Here is a 21640-nt window from a genome sequence, read left to right on the forward strand (position 1 = left end):
GACCATGTCAAAATCGAACACGATCCTTTATCTCGACGGCGTCTCGGTCTCCTTCGACGGCTTCCGCGCCATCAACAATCTGTCGCTGGTGCTCGACAAGGGCGAGATGCGCGCCATCATCGGCCCCAACGGCGCCGGCAAGACGACGATGATGGACATCGTCACCGGCAAGACGCGGCCCGACGAAGGCGACGTGTTCTTCGACGGCCAGGTCGATCTGACCAAGCATGATGAGGCCGAGATCGCCATGATGGGCATCGGCCGCAAGTTTCAGAAGCCGACCGTGTTCGAAAGCCACACGATCGAGGAAAACCTGATGCTGGCGCTGAAGGGACCGCGCTCGATCTTCCCCGCGCTGTTTCATCGCCGCTCGGCCGCCGAGACGCGGCAGATCGACGACATCCTCGGCATCATCCGGCTTGGCGACAAGCGTGACGAACTGGCGGCCAATCTCAGCCATGGGCAAAAGCAGTGGCTCGAGATCGGCATGCTCTTGGCGCAGGATCCGAAACTGCTTCTGGTCGACGAACCGGTCGCCGGCATGACCGATGCCGAGACCGAGGAAACCGCGCGGCTGCTCAAGGATATTGCCCGCGACCATTCGGTCATCGTCGTCGAGCACGACATGCATTTCGTGCGCGAGCTCGGCGTCAAGGTCAGCTGCCTGCATGAGGGCTCGGTGCTGAGCGAAGGCACACTCGATTTCGTGTCGGCCGACGAGCGTGTCGTCGAAGTCTATCTGGGGAGATGAGCATGGTTTGGCGGGTGCAGTTCCATCACTTCGATCTGTCGTTTCTGCGGTTCTGGAAAAGGCGCTGACATGCTCGAAGTTTCCAACGCCACGCTGCACTACGGCGCCGCCCAGGCGCTGCGCGGCGTGTCGCTGAAGGCGGGCGCCGGCAAGATCACCTGCGTGCTCGGCCGCAATGGCGTCGGCAAGACCAGTTTGATGAGATCGATCGTCGGCCACCACCGGCTGACGAGCGGAAGCGTTGCCTTCGAGGGGAAGGCGCTCGACCGGAGCGCGGCGTATGACCGCGCCCGGTCGGGCATCGCATTCGTACCGCAGGGCAGGGAGGTCTTTCCGCTGCTCACCGTGCGGGAGAACCTGGAATCAGGCTTTGCGCCGCTGAAACGGGCCGACCGCAACATTCCTGCACATGTCTTCGAATTGTTCCCGGTGCTGAAGCAGATGCTCGGCCGTCGCGGTGGCGATCTTTCCGGCGGCCAGCAGCAGCAGCTCGCCATCGGCAGGGCATTGGTGATGCGGCCGAAGCTGCTGGTGCTCGACGAGCCGACCGAAGGCATCCAGCCGTCGATTATCAAGGACATCGGCCGCGCCATCCGCTACCTGCGCGACCAAGCCGGCATCGCCGTGCTTTTGGTCGAACAATATCTCGATTTCTGCCGCGAACTCGCCGACGAGGTCAACATCATGGACCGGGGCGTGATCGTCCATACCGGTCCGGCGGAAGATCTGGACCGTGCCGATGTCCGGAAGTTCCTGACGGTGTAGAATTGCCGCCGCACTTCAGTTGACGATCCGAAGTCCTTGCCAAGTCCAATATTTCTCCGGCCCTGCATCAGCGTCTCTGGTGCATCGGCAACTGCGTGCTAGTCTTTTCCTAGGCTTTTGTGAGTCGGCCGCTTCCGTACCAGTCTGGTTTATCGCAGATCGAGCCGCGGCTATCACCGGCAAGTCTCACGCAAGCAAGGCTTCCTAGCTTCTCTCCTGCGATCTTTGTCGTTCAACGCGTTTGGGCACACAGGCTAAGGGACAGCCATGGAACGTTACGTCGAGGACTACCAGAAGCGGCGGCTTACCGAGCGCGTCGATATCATCACTGCCATCAACATCTTGAAGTCCCAAGGCTACGGCCATGACGACCTGATCGAGGAGATCACCAAGGTCTTCTATGTCGACCTGGATGCATTCAATGAAATCGTGATGGCGGCGTAGAGCAATTCTGGGAAAAGTGCGAAGCGCTTTCCCTGGATAATTGCATCAGGGTTAGAGCAGCTCGCCGTTTCCTTGAAACGGTGAAATGCTCTGGAAGTCGCACCGCTCATCGTGATCGTGGCTGCCACAGATGCGCGATCAGCCTGCGCGCCTGAACGGAGAGGCGGTGACGCGGTTGCGGCCACCGCGCTTGGCGTCGTAGAGCGCCTTGTCGGCGGTATTGAGCACCTTGTCGAAGCCGAGACCTTCCTTGGTGCCGAAAGCAGATCCGGCACTGACCGTGCATATCAGCGAGCCTGTCTCGGTTTCGATGCGGTGCGCGGCAAAAGCTGTCCGTATGGCCTCGGCGGTGGCCTCCACCGTTTCGGGCAAGGTCCGCTTCAGCACCAGCGCGAATTCCTCGCCGCCCATGCGCGCGGCGACGTCGCCCGGGCGGAGATTGCCGGCGAGTTCCCGTGCGAACACCTTCAGCACCTCATCGCCGGCGGCGTGGCCGAATTCGTCGTTGACGGCCTTGAAGTTGTCGAGGTCGAAGACGACCACCGCCGTGAAGGCGCCGACCGGCGCATCGCCGTGCAGGTCGAACAGGGCGCGGCGGTTGAGCAGGCCGGTCAGCGGGTCGGTCAGGGCATTGTGGCGGTGATGCCGGGCCAGACGTCCCTGGTTCAGGGCCAGGGAAAGCGCCCCGATCCCGGTCATGCTGGCGATGACGATGATGAGGCTCAGTTCCTCGGCCCAGTTGCTTGGCGCATGTCCAAGGACCAGCTTTCCATCCAAGGCTAGAACCATGGCGCAGAGAGCGAAGGATGCGGCCGTGGCGGAATAGAGCGCGGTGATACCGATCGTCAGGGCAGGGGCTTCGTCGCGGCCTTTCCAGTATTCGACCGCCGTTGCGAACAGAAGCAAGGCGGCGAAGGCATTTTCGAACATGAAGCCCAGCCCGTCATAGCCTAGAGCCATCGGAGGCAACGTCACGGCCAGCGAAATGGCGCTGCCAAGCACCGTTCGCGGCACTGGCGAGCCGCCGGTTCTGAACTGGTAGGCCGCGCCCAGCATTGTCGAGAAACCGAGCAGGAGGAAAGCCAGCGTGGCGATGCCGAGCAGGCGCCCGGGCATATCGATATAGGCGTCATAGACAAAAATATCGCCGACCACGAACACCAGACTGATCGCCCATGTCAGCAGGAATTTCTCCGAGCGAGCGGTCAGCCACATGCCAAACAATGTCAGGCTCAGGCAGGCAGCGGAAAAACCGACAGCCAGCAGAAGTGAAGTGTAGTCGAGCGACATGCCCCTCGTCCTTGCCCGCGGCGGCCCAAATCTGCGACTGGTTCGGCTGGATTCATGCAGCAAGGAGGTATCGATAAGGTTACGACGGTAGCGAAGATGCCATGATTCCGCTGCGTCAGGGCACCGGCTGACCCTGGTCCACTCGCTTCATCAGTGCCATGGCGCCGAACGGCGCGCGCACCTTGCCCTCGGTGATGAAGTAGACGAACACGTCGCGCGGCTTGACCGGCGCATCGGTGGCGGGGTCGGCGCGCCGCAGGTCGGCCGGCTGCTTGCCTTGCGCCCAAATCTTTACCCGCGCGGCCCATTCATCGAGGCCTTTCGGCGTGTAGCAGTCGGGATTGTCATCGCTGCCGGTCTGCAGCCGGGCGTAGACGAAATCACCGGTGACATCGGCGATGTCGGGATATTTGGCATGGTCGGCGTAAACGATCGCGGCCTTGTATTTTCGGGCAAGTGCTGCGAATTCCGGCACGACAAAACTGTCGTTGCGGACTTCGAGCGCATGGCGCAGCCCAACGCCGTCCTGCTTTTCCGGCAGCAGTTTCAAAAAGGCTTCGAAATCGTCCGGATCGAATTTCTTGGTCGGCGCGAACTGCCACAGGATCGGCCCGAGCTTTTCACCGAGCGCGGCAACACCCGAGCCGAGGAAGCGCATCATCGATTCGCCGGCCTCGCCGAGCACGCGCCGGTTGGTGACGAAGCGGTTGCCCTTTAGCGAGTACAGGAAACCGTCCGGCGCCTCGTTGGCCCATTTAACGAAGGTCGGCTCCTTGAAGCTGGAATAGTAAGTGCCGTTGACCTCGATGCTCGGCACCTGGCGAGTGGCGTAGTTCAGCTGCTTGGCCTTGGGAAGCTTGTCGGGATAGAAGGACGTATCCCAGGGCTCGAAGGTCCAGCCGCCCATGCCGGCGCGGATTGTTCCCGATGTGCTCATTGTCATCCTCCCAGTGCTGAAAAAATCAGGCCGCGGTGGTCTCATCGACGACTTTTGCCATGTCGACGAGCACCCATCCCGGCCGGTAGGGATTGGGCCGGCGACCCGTTTCGTGGAAACCGTAGGCCAGATAGAGCGCGATGTTCCGCTCCATCCTGGCGTTGGTGTAAAGCCGCACCTCGGGCAAGCGCCACAGCCGCGTCTGTTCGTCCGCGTGTTTGAGCAACGCAATACCGAAGCCTTTGCCCTGAAAGTCAGGAGAGACCGCGACGGAGAAGATCATCGCGTGATCGTCGTGCCGTTCCAGTGTGAGTACTCCGGCAATTTCGCTGCCGCTTTCCAACACCCACACCTCGCCGCGCGCGATGCGCGGCGTATAGTCTTCGGTGACTGGGATCGGCGGTGCGCCTAACAGTGCAGTGTAAGGCGCATAGGCCGCTTCCGTCAGCGAGACGACAGTTTGGAGATCACCGGCAAGCGCTCTTCTGATTTTCATTCAAAAGCTCTCCAGGCGCCAACCGGTCCGATCACTCCGCCGCTTCGCGCTTGCCTCCGGGGCGCCGCTCCAGAAGCTCCTTGAGGAACTGGCCGGTGTAGCTGCGCTTCTCGCGCACGATTGCTTCCGGCGTGCCGGAGGCAACCAGTTCGCCGCCGCCGTCGCCGCCTTCGGGGCCGAGGTCGAGCACCCAGTCGGCGGTCTTGATCACCTCGAGATTGTGCTCGATGACCACCACCGTGTTGCCCTGGTCGACCAGTTCATGCAGCACTTCCAACAGCTTGGCGACGTCGTGGAAATGCAGCCCGGTGGTCGGCTCGTCGAGGATATAGAGCGTCTTGCCGGTCGCCTTGCGCGACAGTTCCTTGGCGAGCTTGATGCGCTGTGCTTCGCCGCCGGACAGCGTCGTCGCCTGCTGGCCGATGTGGATGTAGCCGAGGCCGACCTGCTTCAGCGTTTCGAGCTTGTCGCGCACGCCGGGCACGGCGGCGAAGAAATCGACGCCTTCCTCGACCGTCATGTCGAGCACGTCGGCGATCGACTTGCCCTTGAACACGACGTCGAGCGTCTCTCTGTTGTAGCGCTTGCCGTGGCAGACGTCGCAAGTGACGTAGACGTCGGGCAAAAAGTGCATCTCGATCTTGATGACGCCGTCGCCCTGGCAGGCCTCGCAGCGGCCGCCCTTGACGTTGAAGGAGAAGCGTCCCGGCTGGTAGCCGCGCGCCTTGGCTTCGGGCAGGCCAGCGAACCAGTCGCGGATCGGCGTGAAGGCGCCGGTATAGGTGGCGGGATTCGAACGCGGCGTGCGACCGATCGGCGACTGGTCGATGTCGATGACCTTGTCGAGGAATTCGAGGCCCTCGATGCGGTCGTGGTCGGCCGGATGTTCGCGCGAGCCCATGATGCGGCGCGAGGCAGCCTTGAACAGCGTCTCGATCAGGAAGGTCGACTTGCCGCCGCCGGACACGCCGGTGACGGCGGTGAAGGTGCCGAGCGGTATTTCGGCGGTGACGTTCTTCAGATTGTTGCCGCGCGCGCCGACGATCTTCAGGCGGCGGTTCTTCTTCGCTTCACGTCGCACGCCGGGCGTCGCCACTTCGAGCGCGCCCGACAGGTATTTGCCGGTGATCGAATTGGGATTGGCCATCACCTGCTGCGGCGTGCCCTGGGCGATGATCTCGCCGCCATGGATGCCGGCGGCCGGGCCCATGTCGACGACATAGTCGGCATGCAGGATGGCGTCCTCGTCATGCTCGACGACGATCACCGTGTTGCCGATGTCGCGCAGGTGCTTCAGCGTATCAAGCAGGCGGGCATTGTCGCGCTGGTGCAGGCCGATCGATGGCTCATCCAGCACATAGAGCACGCCGGTGAGACCGGAGCCGATCTGCGACGCCAGCCGGATGCGCTGGCTTTCGCCGCCCGACAGCGTGCCGGAATTGCGCGACAGCGTCAGATAGTCGAGCCCGACATCGTTGAGGAAGCGCAGCCGTTCGCGGATTTCCTTGAGCACGCGCACCGCGATCTCGTTCTGCTTGTCGTTGAGCGACGCTGGCAGGTCGGTGAACCACTGGTCGGCCTTGCGGATGGAAAGCTCGGTGACTTCGCCGATGTGCTTGCCGGCGATTTTCACCGCCAGCGACTCGGGCTTCAGCCGATAGCCCTTGCAGACCGGGCAGGGCGTCGCCGACATGAAGCGCTCGATTTCTTCGCGCATCCAGGCGGATTCGGTCTCTTTCCAGCGCCGCTCGAGATTGGGAATGACGCCTTCAAAGGTCTTGGTGGTCTTGTAGGAGCGCAGGCCGTCATCATACTGGAAGGTGATTTCGCGCTCGCCCGTGCCGTGCAGGATGGCTTCCTTGGCCTCTTCGGACAAATCCTTGAACTTGTCGCCAAGCTTGAAGCCATAAGCCTTGCCCAGCGCTTCCAGCGTCTGCGCGTAATAGGGCGAGGTCGACTTCGCCCACGGGCTGACGGCGCCGTCGCGCAGCGAGATGTTCTCGTCCGGCACGATCAGATTGCCGTCGATGGCGCGCTGGCTGCCGAGACCGTCGCAGGTCGGGCAGGCGCCGAACGGGTTGTTGAACGAGAACAGCCGCGGTTCGATTTCCGGAATGGTGAAGCCGGAGACCGGGCAAGCGAACTTTTCCGAGAACAGGATGCGCTCATGCGTCTCGTTCTTCGACTTGTTGACCGAATCCTCGCCGGTCTGGCTGGCATCGAGCGGCTTGTCGGCGAATTCGGCGACCGCCAGCCCATCGGCCAGCTTCAGGGCGGTCTCGATGGAATCGGCAAGCCGCGTCGCCAGATCGCCGCGCACGACGATGCGGTCGACGACGACGTCGAGGTCATGCTTGTACTTCTTGTCCAGCGCCGGCACGTCGGCGATTTCGTAGAAGACGCCATCGACCTTGACGCGCTGAAAGCCCTTTTTTTGCAACTCCAGCAATTCCTTGCGGTATTCGCCTTTGCGGCCGCGCACCATCGGCGCCAGGATGAACAGCCGCGTGCCTTCCTCGACCGCCAGCACGCGGTCGACCATCTGCGAAACCGTCTGGCTCTCGATCGGCAGGCCGGTGGCCGGCGAATAGGGGATGCCGACGCGCGCAAAAAGCAGCCGCATATAGTCGTAGATCTCGGTGACGGTGCCGACGGTCGAACGCGGGTTCTTCGAGGTGGTCTTCTGCTCGATGGAGATGGCGGGCGACAGGCCGTCGATCTGGTCGACGTCAGGCTTCTGCATCATCTCAAGGAATTGCCGCGCGTAGGCCGACAGGCTTTCGACGTAGCGGCGCTGGCCTTCGGCATAGATCGTGTCGAAGGCAAGCGATGACTTGCCGGACCCCGACAGGCCGGTCATGACAATCAGGCTGTCACGCGGCAAGTCGAGATCGACATTCTTCAGATTGTGTTCGCGCGCCCCGCGAATGGAAAGATATTTATGGTCGGCCATAGCCGGTCGCCGCCTCAGAATCTGGAATTTCCTGGAATGGCGGGTTTTCCCGGCCATCCCCTATGTAGGTAGTTTTGCCGCCACGTCGAGAGACGCCACAATTCCCGACCAAAGCGTTTAACCGTCTTTCGCGTGAACGGGCAAGCGGAAAGAACAAAGGCCGAACACGCTCCTGACAAAGCTGTGCAAAAGCTGACCTGCACGTAACCTTCCGGCGATCACATTTTTCGGTAACCGGCTATTGATGGTTGACGCCACCAGCTGACGGGAGCAGTCTCCAGCAGTCAACGAAGACGGCCGTCTTTCGATGGCCTCGCCGCCCAAAGGCGGCCTGCGAGACGCCGCAGGCATTTGCGATTTGTGCTTCGTGACGACAACGTCGCAATGGACAAAGGAGCGGAGCTATGACGCCACCGGATCGTCCCATAGGGTTCCAGTTGTTACTGGAGCGGCGGCAGGCATAAGTGCCAGGGTTTAGCGTTTTCGCCACCCGACAAACCGTGACCTGCCATATCCCCGTAAAAATCAGAGACTGTTAGTCGGATCGTCGGTCGAACGCCGCGTTGCATCCGAAATCAAATGCCGGCAGTACACTCCCGGTAGAGATTGGATTTGAGATCCAAAAAGGCCCCGTCCGTTTGCGCAAAGCACGGCGGGGCCGTTTTCATGTGCGGATTGTCTGTTTGGCGCAACGCAGCACGCGCCGACAGACTGTCAGTGGCGCGGCGGCCCGATCGAGCCGGCGCCGACATCGACGGTGATGCTGCCGGAAATCCTGACATCCGTATCGCCGATCTTGAACTGGCCGTTGCCGTTGCCGGGAAACGCGTCGTCGGACTCCGGAGCCGGCTTGGCGATGCGGTAGTCACCGGTTACGCCGGGCAGGGCGCCTTTTTGCGTTGACGGCGAACTGTCTTCGGCAAGTGCCGCGCCGCTGGTGAGGCCCGCAATGGCGAGCGCTATAACGGCGATGACGCGGTGCAATGATCTGGACTGATGAGTGTCGGTCATCCCAAGACTATAGTGGCGCGCCGCCGATGGAACCAGACCGGCATCGTCAAATCTTCGACAGCCGGACGTACTCCGATCCGGCCCTGGCTCACGCCGCCTTTTTTCGCGTGTCGAAAACATGGTCGACGATGCCCCATGCCTGGGCCTCGCGGGCGGTCATGAAGTGGTCGCGGTCCAGCGTGCGCTCGACCTCTTCATAGCTGCGGCCGCAATGCTGCGCGTAGAGTTCGGCCATGTGCCGTTTCGTCCGGCCGATGCGCTCGGCATGGCGCTGGATGTCGGAGGCCTGGCCCTGGAAGCCGCCCAGCGGCTGGTGCAGCAGGATGGTGGCGTTCGGCAGGGAAATTCGGCGCCCCGGTGCGCCTGCCATCAGCAGGAACGAGCCCATCGATGCGGCAAAGCCCATGCATACGGTCGACACCGGGCAGCTGATATATTGCATTGTGTCGTAGATGGCGAAGCCGCTGGTGACCACGCCGCCCGGCGAGTTGATGTAGAGCGAGATCTCCTTGTCGGGATTGTCCGATTCCAGCGACAGAAGCTGCGCGCAGACCAACGCCGAGATGTCGTCGTTGATCTCACCGTTGATGAAGACGATGCGCTCGCGCAGCAGCCGCGAAAAGATGTCGAAGGCGCGCTCGCCGCGGCTCGATTGCTCGATAACCATCGGCACCAGACTGGCAACACCGCTCATTATCTCTCTCCGTCCGTTTTGTTTTCAGGCCGCGCGAAGCAGGAGGCGAGGCGTGTTTGCGGCGATTGGCTTAAATGACCTGTTTGCACCGAGCGAAAGCCGGCAGCCGGCGCCTGCCATGGCGACGGCAGGCATGGCCTTGCGGGCAAAGCCGTCATGGACGACACGCAGATGCGTGCCGCCGGAAACGGTTCGGGCAAGTGTGAAGGTGACGGTGCTGTCGAGCGGATCCTGCCTAGCTGCGTCGCCCGGCTGCTCCCGCCAGGAATAGCGCAGCAGCTTCTCGGGATCGGCGTCGAGGATTTCGCATTCGATCGACGCGCCCGTTCCGGCGAAGGCAAAACGGTTGCCGATCTCGGGTCTCATGTCGTTCGGCATCATCCAGGCGGCCAGCAATTCCGGTACGGTCAGGGCCCGCCATACCTTTTCCGGCGGCTCGGCAAGCTCGTACTCGAACTCGAGCGCATCCGGGGCGTCGCTTTGACCGTCGTTGGTCGTTGATCCCGCCTTCTTCATTGATCCATGTCCTTCAAAACCGCCTTCAGCCTTTCGATGCGTTCCGGCCAGAAGGTCCGGTAGCGTTCGATCCAGGAGAGCAAGGGGGCGAGCCCCTGCGGATCGGCGCGGTAATAGGCATTGCGGCCGGCTCGCCGCTCGACCACCAGGCCTGCGCCACGCAGCACCGCCAGATGCTGCGACACCGCGGGCTGCGACACCGTCATCCCGGTGCGCAATTCCGACACGCTCATCTCGCCGGCGGCCAGCCGCTCAAAGACGGCGCGGCGCGTCGGGTCGGCCAGTGCGCGAAAAATCTCTGCTTCGATCATGCTAAAAGCATAAGTGCATACTTATCGATTTGGCAAGCGGTCTTTTCGGGCCCATATGATCGGCTTCGACAGTGCTGCCATTCCTTGACAATAAGCAGCGATGCGGATAAGAACGAAAAGGGAACAAAAACCTTGTGGGTAAAGGCAGCCATGGCAAGCGGCGATCGCCTGCAGCCTGTAAGGTGCTGCGACAAAAATTTGTTTCGGATGAGCGCGGAGAAATATCATGGCGGGTAGCGTCAACAAGGTCATTCTGGTCGGCAATCTCGGCGCGGATCCCGAAATTCGTCGCCTGAATTCGGGTGAACCGGTCGTCAACATCCGCATCGCCACATCGGAAAGCTGGCGCGACAAGAATTCCGGCGAACGCAAGGAAAAAACCGAGTGGCACAACGTCGTCATCTTCAATGAGGGCATCGCCAAGGTGGCGGAGCAATATCTGAAGAAGGGCATGAAGGTTTATGTCGAGGGCCAGTTGCAGACGCGCAAATGGCAGGACCAGACCGGTGCCGACAAGTACACGACGGAAGTCGTGCTGCAGAAATTCCGCGGTGAGCTGCAGATGCTCGACGCACGCGGACAGGGCGAGGGCGGTCAGGTCGGCGGCTATACCGGTGGCGGCAGCAGCCGTGGTTCCGATTTCGGCCAGTCCAGCCCGAGCGAAGGCTTCAATCGCGGCGGCGGCGGTGCCAAGAGCGGCGGCGGTGGCGGTTCGTCGCGCGAATTGGATGACGAAATCCCGTTCTGATCGCAACAGTTATGTCAGACAGTGCCCCGAGAGTCGTTGATGGACTTTCGGGGTTTTGCATCGTGAATTGAACGCTGACCGGGCCGATCAACGAAACACGGTGAAAGGACGAGTTCGGTGAAAGCACGCGTAAAGTGGGTCGAGGAGCGGACCTTCGTCGGTGAATCCGGCAGCGGCCACAAGGTCGTGCTCGGAACAGCGCACGGACCGGAAGGCAAGACGCCGGGTCCAAGCCCGATGGAGCTGGTGCTGATCGGCACCGGTGGCTGTTCGGCCTATGATGTGGTGCATATCCTCGAAAAAGGCCGCGAGGCGGTCGAGGACTGCGTCGTCGAACTCGACTCCGACCGCGCCGAAACCGAGCCCAGGGTTTTTACACGCATCCATATGCATTTCGTCGTCAAGGGCAGGGCACTCTCCAGCGACAAGGTGAAACGCGCGATCGACCTTTCGATCGAAAAATATTGCTCGGCGTCTGCGATGCTGGCCAAGACCGCGACGATTACCCACGATTTCGAAGTGATCGACACGACGGTGAAATAGGGCCGGCTTCGGCGGCAGCTCGTCGCGTTACCCCGCCATCAGCGCCTTGATGCCGTCGGCGACGAATTGCACGGCCAGTGCCGCCAGGATGACGCCAAGCAGCCGGGTCAGGATCGAACGACCAGTCTGGCCGAGGATGCGGTCGATGCGTTCCGACAGCACGAACACCAGATAGGTGATGGCGAGGCAGACGAAGATGATGCCGACCAGGGCGGCCTGCGCGGCAAATCCCTGAAATGAACCGGAAAGCAGCACCGTCGCCGAAATCGCGCCGGGGCCGGCGATCAGCGGGATCGCCAGCGGGAAGGCGGCGATGTTGTGGATCATGTCCTTGGTGATGGCGACGTCGCCGATCTTCTCCTTACGGTCCTGCCGGCGCTCGAACACCATCTCGAAGGCAATGAAGAACAGCAGGAAACCGCCGGCGACGCGGAAAGCCGGCAGCGTGATGCCGAACACCGACAGGATCGAGGCCCCGGCAACCGCAAACAGCGCCATCACCAGAAAACCGATGATCGAGGCGCGCACCGAAACCTGCTGGCGCTCCTCGCGGTTCATGCCGCGCGTTACGGCCAGGAACAGTGGCGCCAGGCCAGGCGGATCGATGGTCACGAGAATGGTGACGAAGGCGTTGAACAGGCTGTCGAAACTCGGCATCTCTGACCCTCCCGCCGGGCCGTGCCCGGACAGAATATTGGTAGAGCAAAGCCCGGTCGGTGGGAACTGTCAGCGGGAAAGTGGTTGATGCCGGCGCAAAGGATCGCGACGCTTTTATTCTGGGCTGCTGCTGCATTCCTCGGCGATCAAACCTCTCGGCGCGCCAGGAACTCGACTTCCAGCCGCCATGTCGCGCCATTGTCTTGCGAGCGTTCGCCCAGCCATCGGAAGGAGTTTTCGGTGATGCGTGAAAAGCTCCAGCGTACTGAACTGCCGGTGCCGTCGGCGCCCACTTGCACGATCGTGTCACCCTCGGCGCGGCCGAGCTGGCGGCTGAAATACTGGTTGCGCGGGTCGCTCCAGAAGATGTGCCAGGCATCCGCGCCGGGATCATAGACGCGCAGCGTCGTGCCATAAAAAGTCCATTTGCCGAGCGAAGGCTGGGAACCAGTGTCCCGCGCGGGCAGGATCCACACGTCCTGAATCGCCCGGCCTTCCAGCACCCAGCCGAAATGCACCTCGCCACGCCCTGTCAGCACCGTACCGTCCTCGAGATGGCGCGAGGCGTTGAAAGTCCAGGCGCCGACGAAGCGGCCGTAAAGGCTCAGTTTTTCGGCAAGCCCTTCGATCGGTCCGGGGCTATGCAGGGCTTCGGCAAACGAGGATTGATCGAACATGGTTGTGGCCTCTTCTTGTCAGGAGACTGGGAGGGAGTAGGCGGTGATGGGGTTCTGGGCTTGGGAAAAATTGCTATATTTCGTCCATGACAGCGACAACGCATACGCTTGCATCCGGCCCCGGCTGGCGCGTGACGGACGTGATCTGCTCGGCCGGCGCTGGCGATCGGCCGTTCGAGGAAGCTCATCAGGATTTCTGTGTGGCCGCCGTCACCAGCGGCACGTTCCGCTACCGCGCGCAACAAGGTACGGCAATGCTGGCGCCCGGCGCCCTCCTGCTCGGCAATCCCGGCACATGTTACGAGTGCGGGCATGAACATGGCAGCGGCGACCGTTGCCTGTCGTTTCATTTCGGGCCGTCCTACCTGGAACGGATCGTGGCTGGCGTGCCGGGCGCCAGGAAGCTGGCCTTCGCCACACCGCGCCTGCCGCCTTTGCCGGTGCTGGCGCCACTGCTGGCCGAGGCGGAAGCCGCGCGCGAGACTGCCGACCTGGATGCCTTCGAGGAACTTTCCCTGCGCATAGCCGGTGCCGCCGCGACGGCTGCCACCGGAGCCACGCATGTCAGGCGCGCGCCGAGCCGCCGCGATCAGAAACGGGTAGCCGAGGCAGTGCGGCGGATCGAACTGGACGCCGATGGGCCGGTCTCGCTTTCAGCACTTGCCGATGAGACGGCGACCAGTCCGTATCATTTCCTGCGCATTTTCCGGCAGGTCGCGGGCATGACGCCCTATCAGTTCCTGCTCAAGCTCCGGTTGCACAGGGCCGCGGTGCGGCTACGCATGTCGAACGATACGGTCTCGGCGATCGCCTTCGAGGCCGGCTTCAACGATCTGTCGACCTTCAATCGTCGTTTTCGGCGGATCATGGGGGAGACGCCGGGCCAGTATCGCAGCCGCCGTGGCGCACAGGCCGTTTCTGCTTCGTGAATCGGCCCCGTGCCCGCAAAGGCACACACGCAGGCTTTTGCGAGAGGGCGGCGAAAACCGCCTTGGCCATATCGTCGCAATCAGCGGTATCCATTTGAAATTACCATCAAAAATGACACTGGAAAAGTGCCGTGAAGGTTGGAGTTTCGGGCTTGCTTCCTATATAAGCACCAAGTGATTCCTGATTAGATTGTGATCCGATTTGACCGACCAGAAGACATCGCGCGGCGCCGACGGCGGCCCCACCGGCATCGAGCCGATATCCATCGTCGAGGAGATGCAGCGCTCCTATCTCGATTACGCCATGAGCGTCATCGTCAGCCGTGCGCTGCCGGACGTGCGCGACGGCCTCAAGCCGGTGCATCGCCGCATTCTCTTCGCCGCCCATGAGAGCGGTTACCACTGGAACCGCAAATATGTGAAGTCGGCGCGTCCTGTCGCCGACGTGATGGGTAAATACCATCCGCATGGCGACGCCTCCATCTATGATGCCTTGGTGCGCATGGCGCAGGACTGGTCGCTGCGCGTTCCGTTGATCGACGGGCAGGGCAATTTCGGCTCGATCGACGGCGATCCGCCTGCGGCGATGCGCTACACGGAAGCGCGCCTGACCAAGGTCGCGCACGAGCTCCTGGAGGATATCGACAAGGATACCGTCGATTTCCAGGACACTTATGACGCGTCGGGCAGCGAACCGAAGGTTCTGCCGGCACGGTTTCCCAACCTTTTGGTCAACGGCTCGGGCGGCATCGCCGTCGGCATGGCGACCAACATCCCGCCGCACAATCTCAGCGAAATCTGCAACGGCGCCATTGCCCTAATCGACAATCCGGCGATCGACCTGCCGGCGTTGATGGAGATCATTCCGGGACCGGATTTCCCGACCGGCGGCATCGTGCTTGGCCGTTCGGGCATCTACAACGCCTATTCGACCGGCCGTGGCTCCATCGTCATGCGCGGCAAGGTCAACATCGAACAGCGCGGCAATGACCGCGAGTCGATCATCATCACCGAAGTTCCCTACCAGGTGAACAAATCGTCGATGATCGAGAAGATGGCTGAACTGGTGCGCGACAAGCGTATCGAGGGCATTTCCGATATCCGCGACGAGAGCGACCGCCAGGGCTACCGCGTCGTCATCGAGTTGAAGCGCGACGCCGTTGCCGACGTCATCCTCAACCAGCTCTATCGCTTCACGCCGCTGCAGACCTCTTTCGGCGCCAATATGGTGGCACTGAATGGCGGCAAACCGGAAGTGATGAACCTGACCGATATGCTGAAGGCGTTCGTCGCCTTCCGCGAGGAGGTGATCACAAGGCGGACAAAATTCCTGCTGCGCAAGGCGCGCGACCGCGCCCATGTGCTGGTCGGTCTCGCCATCGCCGTCGCCAATATCGACGAGATCATCAAACTGATCCGCACCGCTCCGGATCCGCAGACAGCGCGTGAGCAGTTGATGGAGCGGCGCTGGCCCTCTGGCGACGTGGAATCTCTGATCCTCCTGATCGATGACCCACGTCATCGGATCAATGAAGACGGCACCTACAATCTGTCAGAGGAACAGGCGCGCGCCATCCTCGAACTGCGCCTGCAGCGCCTGACCGCGCTCGGCCGCGACGAGATCGCCGACGAGTTGAACACGATCGGCGCTGAAATCATTGATTATCTGGACATTTTGTCGTCCCGAGCGCGTGTCCAGAAGATCGTCAAGGACGAGCTTGCCGCCGTGCGCGACGAGTTCGGCACGCCGCGCCGCACCGAACTCACCGACGGCGGTTCGGACATGGAAGACGAGGATCTGATCCAGCGCGAGGACATGGTCGTGACGGTGAGCCATTCCGGCTACATCAAGCGCGTGCCGCTGTCGCTCTACCGGGCGCAGCGCCGCGGCGGCAAGGGCCGCTCCGGCATGTCGACCAAGGAAGAGGATTTCGTCACCCGGCTGTTCGTCGCCAACACCCATACACCGGTGCTGTTCTTTTCCTCGCGCGGCATCGTCTATAAGGAAAAGGTCTGGCGGCTGCCGATCGGCAATCCGCAATCACGCGGCAAGGCGCTGATCAACATGCTGCCGCTGGAGCAGGGCGAGCGCATCACCACCATCATGCCGCTGCCCGAGGACGAGGCCAGCTGGAGCGAACTCTACGTGATGTTCGCCACCACACGTGGCACTGTGCGCCGCAACGATCTATCCGACTTCGTCCAGGTCAACCGCAATGGCAAGATCGCCATGAAGCTGGAGGAAGAAGGCGACGAGATCCTCGGCGTCGAGACCTGCACCGACAAGGACGACGTGCTGCTGACCGCCAGTTCCGGCCAGTGCATACGCTTCTCCGTCGGCGACGTGCGCGTCTTCCAGAGCCGCAATTCGGTCGGCGTGCGTGGCATAACCATGGCCGAGACCGACCGCATCATCTCGATGTCGGTGATAGAGCATGTCGATGCTTCGCCGGCGGAACGTGCCGCTTACCTGAAGCGCGCGGCGGCGGAGCGGCGTCTTGCCACAGAAACGGCCGGCGAAGAGGAAGAGATCGCGCTGACCAATGAGGAGATCGGCGAGGAGACGGAGCTTTCCGAAAGCCGATACGAAGAGCTCAAGGCGCACGAACAATACGTGCTGACGGTGACCGAGTTCGGCTACGGCAAGCGTTCGTCGTCTTATGATTTCCGGCTGACTGGACGCGGCGGCAAAGGCATCCGCGCCACCGACGTGTCGAAGGCAGCCGAGATTGGCAGGCTGGTGGCGACGTTCCCGGTCGGCAATGACGACCAGATCATGCTGGTGTCGGACGGCGGCACCGTCATCCGGGTGCCGGTCAACGGCATCCGTTTCGCCAGCCGCGCCACCAAGGGCGTGACCATCTTCAACACGGCTGAAGGTGAAAAGGTGGTTTCGGTCGAGCGGATATCGGAACCGCAAGCGGACGAAGAAAGCGACGAGACGGTCGAGGGCGGTCCCGATGCCGCTCCGGCGCCTGACGCCGGTCCGGAGGGTACGGACTAAGTCCGGCACCCAGGTTTTGACATGGCAACGCCGGCCAGTTGGCCGGCGCAGCAGCAAATCAGGCTTTATCAGTAGTGACGATATGGCTTGCGCGGGCCGAAGCCTTCGAAGCGCTTGGTGTTTGCCTTGACGCGGATGCGTTGTGCCTCGTGATGCAGCCCAAAGACGGTGGCGATCAGCATGGCGACGGTCATTGCGGTGGCGAGCATGTAGATCAGCATGTGCGTGTTCTCCTGCGCCTAACAACGGATAGATGGGATTTTGGTTTCATCTTATTAAGGTGCAACCTAGTGAACGCTGCGTGAAGGCTTCGTGATCAGCGTGTTCATCTGTCGTTCATGTGCCGGAAAAGGTTCATGGCCGGCGCGCCGATCGGATTTGCCTTTGCGAGAGAGGCTCGCTAGAGCCTGTTCCATCTTGATGGACGGAAGATGGAACAGGCTCTAGCTTTCATTTGAGCATGATCTCTAGGACAAACGAAAAACCGTTTGTCCGCAAAAACCGGTTTCCACTTTTTGGGATCATGCATTAGAAGCACCAGCCATGACTGAACGCATCGCCCTCTATGCCGGCTCCTTCGACCCGCTGACCAACGGCCATCTCGATGTGCTGAAGGCCTCGCTGGCCGTGGCCGATATCGTTTATGCGGCGATCGGCATCCATCCGGGCAAGCAGCCGCTGTTTTCCTTCGAGGAGCGGGTGAAGCTGATCGAGACGGCGACGAAGACGGAATTCGGCAGCGATGGTGCCCGCATCAAGGTCGTCGCCTTCGACGGGCTGGTCATCGACGCCGCCAGGAAGCACGGCGCCTCGATCATGATCCGCGGCCTGCGCGACGGCACCGACCTCGACTATGAGATGCAGATGGCCGGCATGAACGAGACCATGGCGCCTGAACTGCAGACGGTTTTTCTGCCCGCCAGTCCTTCGGTACGCACCATTACCGCCACACTTGTCCGCCAGATTGCCTCGATGGGCGGCGACATTCGCCCCTTCGTGCCGGCGGCGGTTGCCGGCGCGCTCACAGCCAAGTTCAAGAAGTAAGTTTTCGGAGAAAACCATGCAGCTGAAAAAGCTAGCCTCGTTCCTTGTCGTGCTCGCCGGTCTTGTGGCTGCGTCGGTCTCGGCTTTCGCCGCCGACCCGGAAAACACAATGATCATCACGCTGAAGGACGGCGACGTCACCATTGCGCTGAGGCCCGATCTGGCGCCAAAGCATGTCGAGCAGATCAAGAAGCTGGTGCGCCAAGGCGCCTATGACAACGTCGCCTTCCACCGCGTCATCGACGGCTTCATGGCGCAGACCGGCGACGTCAAGTTCGGCAATATGAAAAAGGGTTTCAGCGCCGAGGCCGTTGGCACCGGCGGTTCCGACCTGCCCGACCTGCCCGCCGAATTCTCACAGACCGAACATTATAAGCGCGGCGTGGTCGGTATGGCCCGCTCGCAGGACCCCAATTCGGCCAATTCGCAGTTCTTCATCATGTTCGCTCCGGCACCGCCCCTCGATGGCCAGTACACGATCGTCGGCAATGTCGTCAGCGGCATGGAACTGGTGGATCACATCAAGAAGGGCGACCAGGCGGACAACGGCACGGTCACCGATCCCGACCGGATGATCAAGGTGCGCATCGCCGCCGACAAGTAAATTGTCGAATAACTCTGTTTTTCTGAAAAAGGATATCTGACATGGCCGAAATCAAGGACCGCGAGAACGCGCTCATCATGGAAACGACCAAGGGCAATGTGGTCATCGAACTTTTCCCCGACCTGGCGCCGGGCCATGTCGCCCGCATCAAGGAACTGGCCAGGGAAGGCGCCTATGACGGCGTGGTCTTCCACCGCGTTATCGAGGGTTTCATGGCGCAGACCGGCGACGTCAAGTTCGGCAATTCCAGCAAGCCTTCCTTCGCGCCGTCCCGCGCGGGCATGGGCGGCTCTGAAAAGCCGGATTTGAAGGCTGAATTCTCCAACGCCAACCATGCTCGCGGCACCTGCTCGATGGCCCGTTCGCAGAACCCGAACTCGGCCAATTCGCAGTTCTTCATCTGCTTCGACGATGCCGCCTTCCTCAATCGTCAGTACACGGTCTGGGGCCAGGTCATCGAAGGCATGGACAATGTCGACAAGATCAAGCGCGGCGAGCCGGTGCAGGATCCCGACAAGATCGTCTCGCTGAAGGTCGCGGCCGACGTCAAGTAAGGGCAAACGACAATGATGGGCGTCGTCTGGTCGCTTCTCGGCATCCTGTCCGGCGCCTTCATTGCCATTCAGGCGCCGATCAATTCGCAACTGGCGCGCGGCCTGGGCCTCCCGGTCGCGGCGGCTGCGTTTTCGTTCCTGTCGGGCGCGATCGTGCTCGGCATTATTTCCGTCACGGTGGTGAAGCTGCAGGGCATCTCGCTCGACTGGAAGGCGCCGGCGCCCTGGCTGTTCGTGGCCGGCGGCATGCTGGGCGGTTTCTATGTCACGCTGTCGACGATTCTCACGCCACGCATCGGTGCGGCCGCGCTGATGGCGTTTCTGGTCGCCGGCCAGTTGCTGGCCGGCATGCTCATCGACCGCATCGGCTTCCTCGGCGTCGCGGTGCGTGAAATCTCGCTCGGTCGCATCGCCGGCGCGGTGCTGCTGCTGGTCGGAGCGCTGCTCGTCCGGCTCTACTGATGCGCGTCGATCTCTTTGACTTCGATTTGCCGGAGGAGCGCATCGCGCTTCGCCCGGCGGAGCCGCGCGACAGCGCCAAGATGCTGGTGGTCAAGCCGGGCGAGGCGCTCGACGACCGGACGGTTGGCAACCTGCCATCGTTGCTCAGGGCCGGCGACGTGCTGGTGTTCAACGACACCAAGGTCATTCCAGCGCAGCTCAAAGGCATCCGGCGGCGGGGTGAGGCGACGGCGCAGGTCGAAGCCACGCTGCATATGCGCATGGCGCCGGACCGCTGGCTGGCCTTCATGCGGCCGGGCAAGCGCATCGCAGCCGGCGACCGTATCCATTTCGGCCATGACGGCAATTCCTGTTTCCTCGGTCAGCTCGACGCCACGGTGATCGAGAAAGGCGAGGGCGGCGAAGCGCTGCTTGGCTTCGATCTGTCGGGGCCGTTCCTCGACGAGGCGCTGCACGCGGTCGGCCACATTCCGCTGCCGCCCTACATCGCCTCGAAACGCGACGACGACGAACGCGACCGGGCCGACTACCAGACCATCTATGCAAGCGAGGAAGGCGCCGTTGCGGCTCCGACAGCGGGCCTGCATTTCACGCCGGAGCTTTTTGCAGCGCTTGACAGCAAGGGCATCGAACGCCGCTTCGTCACCTTGCATGTCGGCGCAGGCACGTTCCTGCCGGTGAAGGCGGACGACACCGCCGACCACAAGATGCATGCCGAGACCGGTTCGGTCAGCGCGGAAACAGCCGACGCGCTGAATGCGGCCAAGGCGAGGGGTGGGCGCATTGTCGCCGTCGGCACGACCTCGCTGCGTCTGCTGGAGAGTGCGGCGCGTCAGGACGGTACTCTGGCTGCGTGGTCCGGTCCGACCGATATCTTCATCACGCCCGGCTACCGTTTTCGCACCGCCGACGTGCTGATGACCAATTTCCATCTGCCGCGCTCGACGCTGTTCATGCTGGTCTCGGCCTTCAGCGGCCTCGACACGATGCGTGCAGCCTATGCCCATGCGATCGAGAACCGTTACAGATTCTATTCCTATGGCGACGCAAGCCTGCTTTACCGCCGCCAGTCGCTCGACAAGCAGGCACCGGGCGCTACGGTCCACGACAAGGAATTCAATGGCTAAGCCGTTCAGCTTCAAGGTTCTGGCGACTGACGGCAGGGCGCGACGCGGTGTGATCGATATGCCGCGCGGCGAAATCCGTACGCCGGCCTTCATGCCGGTCGGCACCGGCGGCACGGTCAAAGCGATGTACATGGACCAGGTGCGCGGTGTCGGTGCCGACATCATCCTGGGCAATACCTATCATCTGATGCTGCGACCCGGTGCCGAGCGTGTGGCGCGGCTCGGCGGGTTGCACGAGTTCGCCCGCTGGCCGCATCCGATCTTGACCGACAGCGGCGGCTTCCAGGTGATGTCGCTGTCGAAGCTGCGGAAGCTGACCGAAAAGGGCGTCACCTTCCGCTCGCATATCGATGGCGCCGCCTACGAGATGTCGCCGGAGCGTTCGATCGAGATCCAGGGACTGCTCGATTCCGACATCCAGATGCAGCTCGACGAATGCACGGCGCTGCCGGCCGAGATGAAGGAGATCGAGCGCGCCATGGAATTGTCGCTGCGCTGGGCCGAGCGCTGCAAGACGGCGTTCGGCGACCAGCCGGGCAAGGCGATGTTCGGCATCGTGCAAGGCGGCGACAACGCAGCACTGCGGGTGCGTTCGGCACAGGCACTGAGCGCGATGGAGCTGAAGGGCTACGCGGTCGGCGGCCTGGCCGTCGGCGAGCCGCAAGCGGTGATGCTCGAAATGCTCGACATCACCTGTCCGGAATTGCCAGCGGACAAGCCGCGCTATCTGATGGGCGTCGGCACGCCTGACGATATTTTGAAATCGGTGGCGCGCGGCATCGACATGTTCGACTGCGTAATGCCGACGCGGGCCGGCCGCCACGGCCTTGCCTATACAAGGCGCGGCAAGGTCAATCTGCGCAACGCCCGCCATGCCGACGATCCGCGGCCGCTCGACGAGGAAAGCGACTGCCCTGCCGCCCGGGACTACTCACGCGCCTATCTGCATCATCTGGTGCGCTCACAGGAGGCACTTGGCGCCATGCTTTTGACCTGGAACAACCTTTCCTACTATCAAAAGCTGATGCAGGATATCCGCGCTGCGATCGAGGCCGGCGCCTTCGAGGCGCGCGGCGCGGAAATCACCGAGGGCTGGGCGAGGGGCGATATCCCGTTGCTGTGA

Annotated in this window: 24 protein-coding genes; 13 read left to right on the plus strand and 11 right to left on the minus strand. The window is 62.1% G+C overall.

All coding sequences use genetic code 11. The features are described 5' to 3' along the window. Positions 1 to 4: 4 nt before the first annotated feature. From urtD to NKK51_RS12130, 3 genes are all read left to right on the plus strand, one after another. Complete coding sequence (urtD, locus tag NKK51_RS12120) at positions 5 to 751, plus strand: urea ABC transporter ATP-binding protein UrtD (RefSeq protein ID WP_352553026.1); 747 nt, start codon at positions 5 to 7, stop codon at positions 749 to 751. A 69-nt stretch (positions 752 to 820) separates the two neighbouring features. Continuing rightward, positions 821 to 1516, plus strand: coding sequence for an urea ABC transporter ATP-binding subunit UrtE (gene urtE / locus NKK51_RS12125; protein ID WP_023813006.1), 696 nt, complete (start codon positions 821 to 823; stop codon positions 1514 to 1516). Positions 1517 to 1783: 267 nt separating this feature from the next. Next, positions 1784 to 1960, plus strand: a complete 177-nt coding sequence (locus NKK51_RS12130) for a hypothetical protein (protein WP_023759335.1) — start codon at positions 1784 to 1786, stop codon at positions 1958 to 1960. 138 nt (positions 1961 to 2098) lie between these two features. On the opposite strand, the gene NKK51_RS12135 is transcribed toward NKK51_RS12130, so the two are convergent. The 8 genes from NKK51_RS12135 to NKK51_RS12170 all read right to left on the minus strand — a co-directional run bounded on the left by NKK51_RS12135 (position 2099) and on the right by NKK51_RS12170 (position 10168). Further along, a complete protein-coding gene (locus NKK51_RS12135; RefSeq protein ID WP_352553028.1) occupies positions 2099 to 3250 on the minus strand; it encodes a GGDEF domain-containing protein in 1152 nt (383 codons plus the stop codon). Positions 3251 to 3365: 115 nt separating this feature from the next. After that, a complete protein-coding gene (locus NKK51_RS12140) occupies positions 3366 to 4187 on the minus strand; it encodes a DUF72 domain-containing protein (RefSeq protein WP_352553030.1) in 822 nt (273 codons plus the stop codon). Between the two features lie 25 nt (positions 4188 to 4212). Beyond that, the gene (locus NKK51_RS12145) at positions 4213 to 4683 is read right to left on the minus strand and encodes a GNAT family N-acetyltransferase (protein ID WP_023813003.1); all 471 of its coding nucleotides are present in this window, start codon (positions 4681 to 4683) and stop codon (positions 4213 to 4215) included. 31 nt (positions 4684 to 4714) lie between these two features. Further along, on the minus strand, positions 4715 to 7636 hold the full coding sequence (uvrA, locus tag NKK51_RS12150) for an excinuclease ABC subunit UvrA (RefSeq protein WP_352553032.1): 2922 nt from the start codon (positions 7634 to 7636) through the stop codon (positions 4715 to 4717). A gap of 714 nt (positions 7637 to 8350) precedes the next feature. Next, the gene (locus NKK51_RS12155) at positions 8351 to 8647 is read right to left on the minus strand and encodes a hypothetical protein (RefSeq protein ID WP_352553034.1); all 297 of its coding nucleotides are present in this window, start codon (positions 8645 to 8647) and stop codon (positions 8351 to 8353) included. Between the two features lie 88 nt (positions 8648 to 8735). Continuing rightward, positions 8736 to 9341: an ATP-dependent Clp protease proteolytic subunit gene (locus NKK51_RS12160; protein WP_352553036.1), complete on the minus strand. Its 606-nt coding sequence runs from the start codon at positions 9339 to 9341 to the stop codon at positions 8736 to 8738. A gap of 24 nt (positions 9342 to 9365) precedes the next feature. Further along, positions 9366 to 9857 (minus strand): SRPBCC family protein, encoded by a 492-nt coding sequence (locus NKK51_RS12165; RefSeq protein WP_352553038.1) that lies wholly within the window; start codon positions 9855 to 9857, stop codon positions 9366 to 9368. Further along, positions 9854 to 10168, minus strand: a complete 315-nt coding sequence (locus tag NKK51_RS12170) for an ArsR/SmtB family transcription factor (protein WP_013531836.1) — start codon at positions 10166 to 10168, stop codon at positions 9854 to 9856. The genes NKK51_RS12165 and NKK51_RS12170 overlap by 4 nt, the downstream gene beginning before the upstream one ends. 226 nt (positions 10169 to 10394) lie before the next feature. Here NKK51_RS12170 and NKK51_RS12175 point away from each other — a divergent pair, with 226 nt between their 5' ends. Together NKK51_RS12175 and NKK51_RS12180 are read left to right on the plus strand one after the other, a co-directional pair. After that, a complete protein-coding gene (locus NKK51_RS12175) occupies positions 10395 to 10916 on the plus strand; it encodes a single-stranded DNA-binding protein (protein ID WP_127270744.1) in 522 nt (173 codons plus the stop codon). A gap of 117 nt (positions 10917 to 11033) precedes the next feature. Beyond that, positions 11034 to 11459 (plus strand): OsmC family protein, encoded by a 426-nt coding sequence (locus NKK51_RS12180; protein WP_352553039.1) that lies wholly within the window; start codon positions 11034 to 11036, stop codon positions 11457 to 11459. A 27-nt stretch (positions 11460 to 11486) separates the two neighbouring features. On the opposite strand, the gene NKK51_RS12185 is transcribed toward NKK51_RS12180, so the two are convergent. Both NKK51_RS12185 and NKK51_RS12190 read right to left on the minus strand, forming a co-directional pair. After that, the gene (locus NKK51_RS12185) at positions 11487 to 12116 is read right to left on the minus strand and encodes a MarC family protein (protein ID WP_023670949.1); all 630 of its coding nucleotides are present in this window, start codon (positions 12114 to 12116) and stop codon (positions 11487 to 11489) included. Between the two features lie 146 nt (positions 12117 to 12262). Beyond that, complete coding sequence (locus NKK51_RS12190) at positions 12263 to 12793, minus strand: hypothetical protein (RefSeq protein WP_352553041.1); 531 nt, start codon at positions 12791 to 12793, stop codon at positions 12263 to 12265. A gap of 86 nt (positions 12794 to 12879) precedes the next feature. Between NKK51_RS12190 and NKK51_RS12195 the strand changes: the two genes are divergently transcribed. Together NKK51_RS12195 and gyrA are read left to right on the plus strand one after the other, a co-directional pair. Beyond that, a complete protein-coding gene (locus NKK51_RS12195; RefSeq protein ID WP_352553043.1) occupies positions 12880 to 13722 on the plus strand; it encodes a helix-turn-helix transcriptional regulator in 843 nt (280 codons plus the stop codon). A 202-nt stretch (positions 13723 to 13924) separates the two neighbouring features. Next, complete coding sequence (gyrA, locus tag NKK51_RS12200; RefSeq protein ID WP_352553045.1) at positions 13925 to 16726, plus strand: DNA gyrase subunit A; 2802 nt, start codon at positions 13925 to 13927, stop codon at positions 16724 to 16726. 68 nt (positions 16727 to 16794) lie between these two features. Here gyrA and NKK51_RS12205 read toward each other — a convergent pair whose 3' ends face one another. Continuing rightward, a complete protein-coding gene (locus NKK51_RS12205; protein ID WP_352553047.1) occupies positions 16795 to 16947 on the minus strand; it encodes a hypothetical protein in 153 nt (50 codons plus the stop codon). 322 nt (positions 16948 to 17269) lie between these two features. Between NKK51_RS12205 and coaD the strand changes: the two genes are divergently transcribed. The 6 genes from coaD (at position 17270) to tgt (ending at position 21640) form a co-directional block, all read left to right on the plus strand. Continuing rightward, positions 17270 to 17770 (plus strand): pantetheine-phosphate adenylyltransferase, encoded by a 501-nt coding sequence (gene coaD, locus NKK51_RS12210; RefSeq protein ID WP_023812993.1) that lies wholly within the window; start codon positions 17270 to 17272, stop codon positions 17768 to 17770. Between the two features lie 109 nt (positions 17771 to 17879). Then, the gene (locus NKK51_RS12215; RefSeq protein ID WP_245273275.1) at positions 17880 to 18374 is read left to right on the plus strand and encodes a peptidylprolyl isomerase; all 495 of its coding nucleotides are present in this window, start codon (positions 17880 to 17882) and stop codon (positions 18372 to 18374) included. A 41-nt stretch (positions 18375 to 18415) separates the two neighbouring features. Continuing rightward, positions 18416 to 18928, plus strand: coding sequence for a peptidylprolyl isomerase (locus NKK51_RS12220; RefSeq protein ID WP_352442597.1), 513 nt, complete (start codon positions 18416 to 18418; stop codon positions 18926 to 18928). Between the two features lie 12 nt (positions 18929 to 18940). Next, the gene (locus NKK51_RS12225; protein ID WP_352442598.1) at positions 18941 to 19390 is read left to right on the plus strand and encodes a DMT family transporter; all 450 of its coding nucleotides are present in this window, start codon (positions 18941 to 18943) and stop codon (positions 19388 to 19390) included. Beyond that, on the plus strand, positions 19390 to 20517 hold the full coding sequence (gene queA, locus NKK51_RS12230; protein WP_352553049.1) for a tRNA preQ1(34) S-adenosylmethionine ribosyltransferase-isomerase QueA: 1128 nt from the start codon (positions 19390 to 19392) through the stop codon (positions 20515 to 20517). The genes NKK51_RS12225 and queA overlap by 1 nt, the downstream gene beginning before the upstream one ends. Further along, the gene (tgt, locus tag NKK51_RS12235; protein ID WP_352553050.1) at positions 20510 to 21640 is read left to right on the plus strand and encodes a tRNA guanosine(34) transglycosylase Tgt; all 1131 of its coding nucleotides are present in this window, start codon (positions 20510 to 20512) and stop codon (positions 21638 to 21640) included. The genes queA and tgt overlap by 8 nt, the downstream gene beginning before the upstream one ends.

The organism is Mesorhizobium sp. M0011 (assembly GCF_040324155.1).
Classification (GTDB): Bacteria; Pseudomonadota; Alphaproteobacteria; order Rhizobiales; family Rhizobiaceae; genus Mesorhizobium.

Bases quoted from the DNA above. Each gene is read 5' to 3' on its own strand.
- urtD (WP_352553026.1), top strand. From the start codon at position 5: ATGTCAAAATCGAACACGATCCTTTATCTCGACGGCGTCTCGGTCTCC.
- urtE (WP_023813006.1), top strand. From the start codon at position 821: ATGCTCGAAGTTTCCAACGCCACGCTGCACTACGGCGCCGCCCAGGCG.
- NKK51_RS12130 (WP_023759335.1), top strand. From the start codon at position 1,784: ATGGAACGTTACGTCGAGGACTACCAGAAGCGGCGGCTTACCGAGCGC.
- NKK51_RS12135 (WP_352553028.1), bottom strand. From the start codon at position 3,250: ATGTCGCTCGACTACACTTCACTTCTGCTGGCTGTCGGTTTTTCCGCT.
- NKK51_RS12140 (WP_352553030.1), bottom strand. From the start codon at position 4,187: ATGAGCACATCGGGAACAATCCGCGCCGGCATGGGCGGCTGGACCTTC.
- NKK51_RS12145 (WP_023813003.1), bottom strand. From the start codon at position 4,683: ATGAAAATCAGAAGAGCGCTTGCCGGTGATCTCCAAACTGTCGTCTCG.
- uvrA (WP_352553032.1), bottom strand. From the start codon at position 7,636: ATGGCCGACCATAAATATCTTTCCATTCGCGGGGCGCGCGAACACAAT.
- NKK51_RS12155 (WP_352553034.1), bottom strand. From the start codon at position 8,647: ATGACCGACACTCATCAGTCCAGATCATTGCACCGCGTCATCGCCGTT.
- NKK51_RS12160 (WP_352553036.1), bottom strand. From the start codon at position 9,341: ATGAGCGGTGTTGCCAGTCTGGTGCCGATGGTTATCGAGCAATCGAGC.
- NKK51_RS12165 (WP_352553038.1), bottom strand. From the start codon at position 9,857: ATGAAGAAGGCGGGATCAACGACCAACGACGGTCAAAGCGACGCCCCG.
- NKK51_RS12170 (WP_013531836.1), bottom strand. From the start codon at position 10,168: ATGATCGAAGCAGAGATTTTTCGCGCACTGGCCGACCCGACGCGCCGC.
- NKK51_RS12175 (WP_127270744.1), top strand. From the start codon at position 10,395: ATGGCGGGTAGCGTCAACAAGGTCATTCTGGTCGGCAATCTCGGCGCG.
- NKK51_RS12185 (WP_023670949.1), bottom strand. From the start codon at position 12,116: ATGCCGAGTTTCGACAGCCTGTTCAACGCCTTCGTCACCATTCTCGTG.
- NKK51_RS12190 (WP_352553041.1), bottom strand. From the start codon at position 12,793: ATGTTCGATCAATCCTCGTTTGCCGAAGCCCTGCATAGCCCCGGACCG.
- NKK51_RS12195 (WP_352553043.1), top strand. From the start codon at position 12,880: ATGACAGCGACAACGCATACGCTTGCATCCGGCCCCGGCTGGCGCGTG.
- NKK51_RS12205 (WP_352553047.1), bottom strand. From the start codon at position 16,947: ATGCTGATCTACATGCTCGCCACCGCAATGACCGTCGCCATGCTGATC.
- coaD (WP_023812993.1), top strand. From the start codon at position 17,270: ATGACTGAACGCATCGCCCTCTATGCCGGCTCCTTCGACCCGCTGACC.
- NKK51_RS12215 (WP_245273275.1), top strand. From the start codon at position 17,880: ATGATCATCACGCTGAAGGACGGCGACGTCACCATTGCGCTGAGGCCC.
- NKK51_RS12220 (WP_352442597.1), top strand. From the start codon at position 18,416: ATGGCCGAAATCAAGGACCGCGAGAACGCGCTCATCATGGAAACGACC.
- NKK51_RS12225 (WP_352442598.1), top strand. From the start codon at position 18,941: ATGATGGGCGTCGTCTGGTCGCTTCTCGGCATCCTGTCCGGCGCCTTC.
- queA (WP_352553049.1), top strand. From the start codon at position 19,390: ATGCGCGTCGATCTCTTTGACTTCGATTTGCCGGAGGAGCGCATCGCG.
- tgt (WP_352553050.1), top strand. From the start codon at position 20,510: ATGGCTAAGCCGTTCAGCTTCAAGGTTCTGGCGACTGACGGCAGGGCG.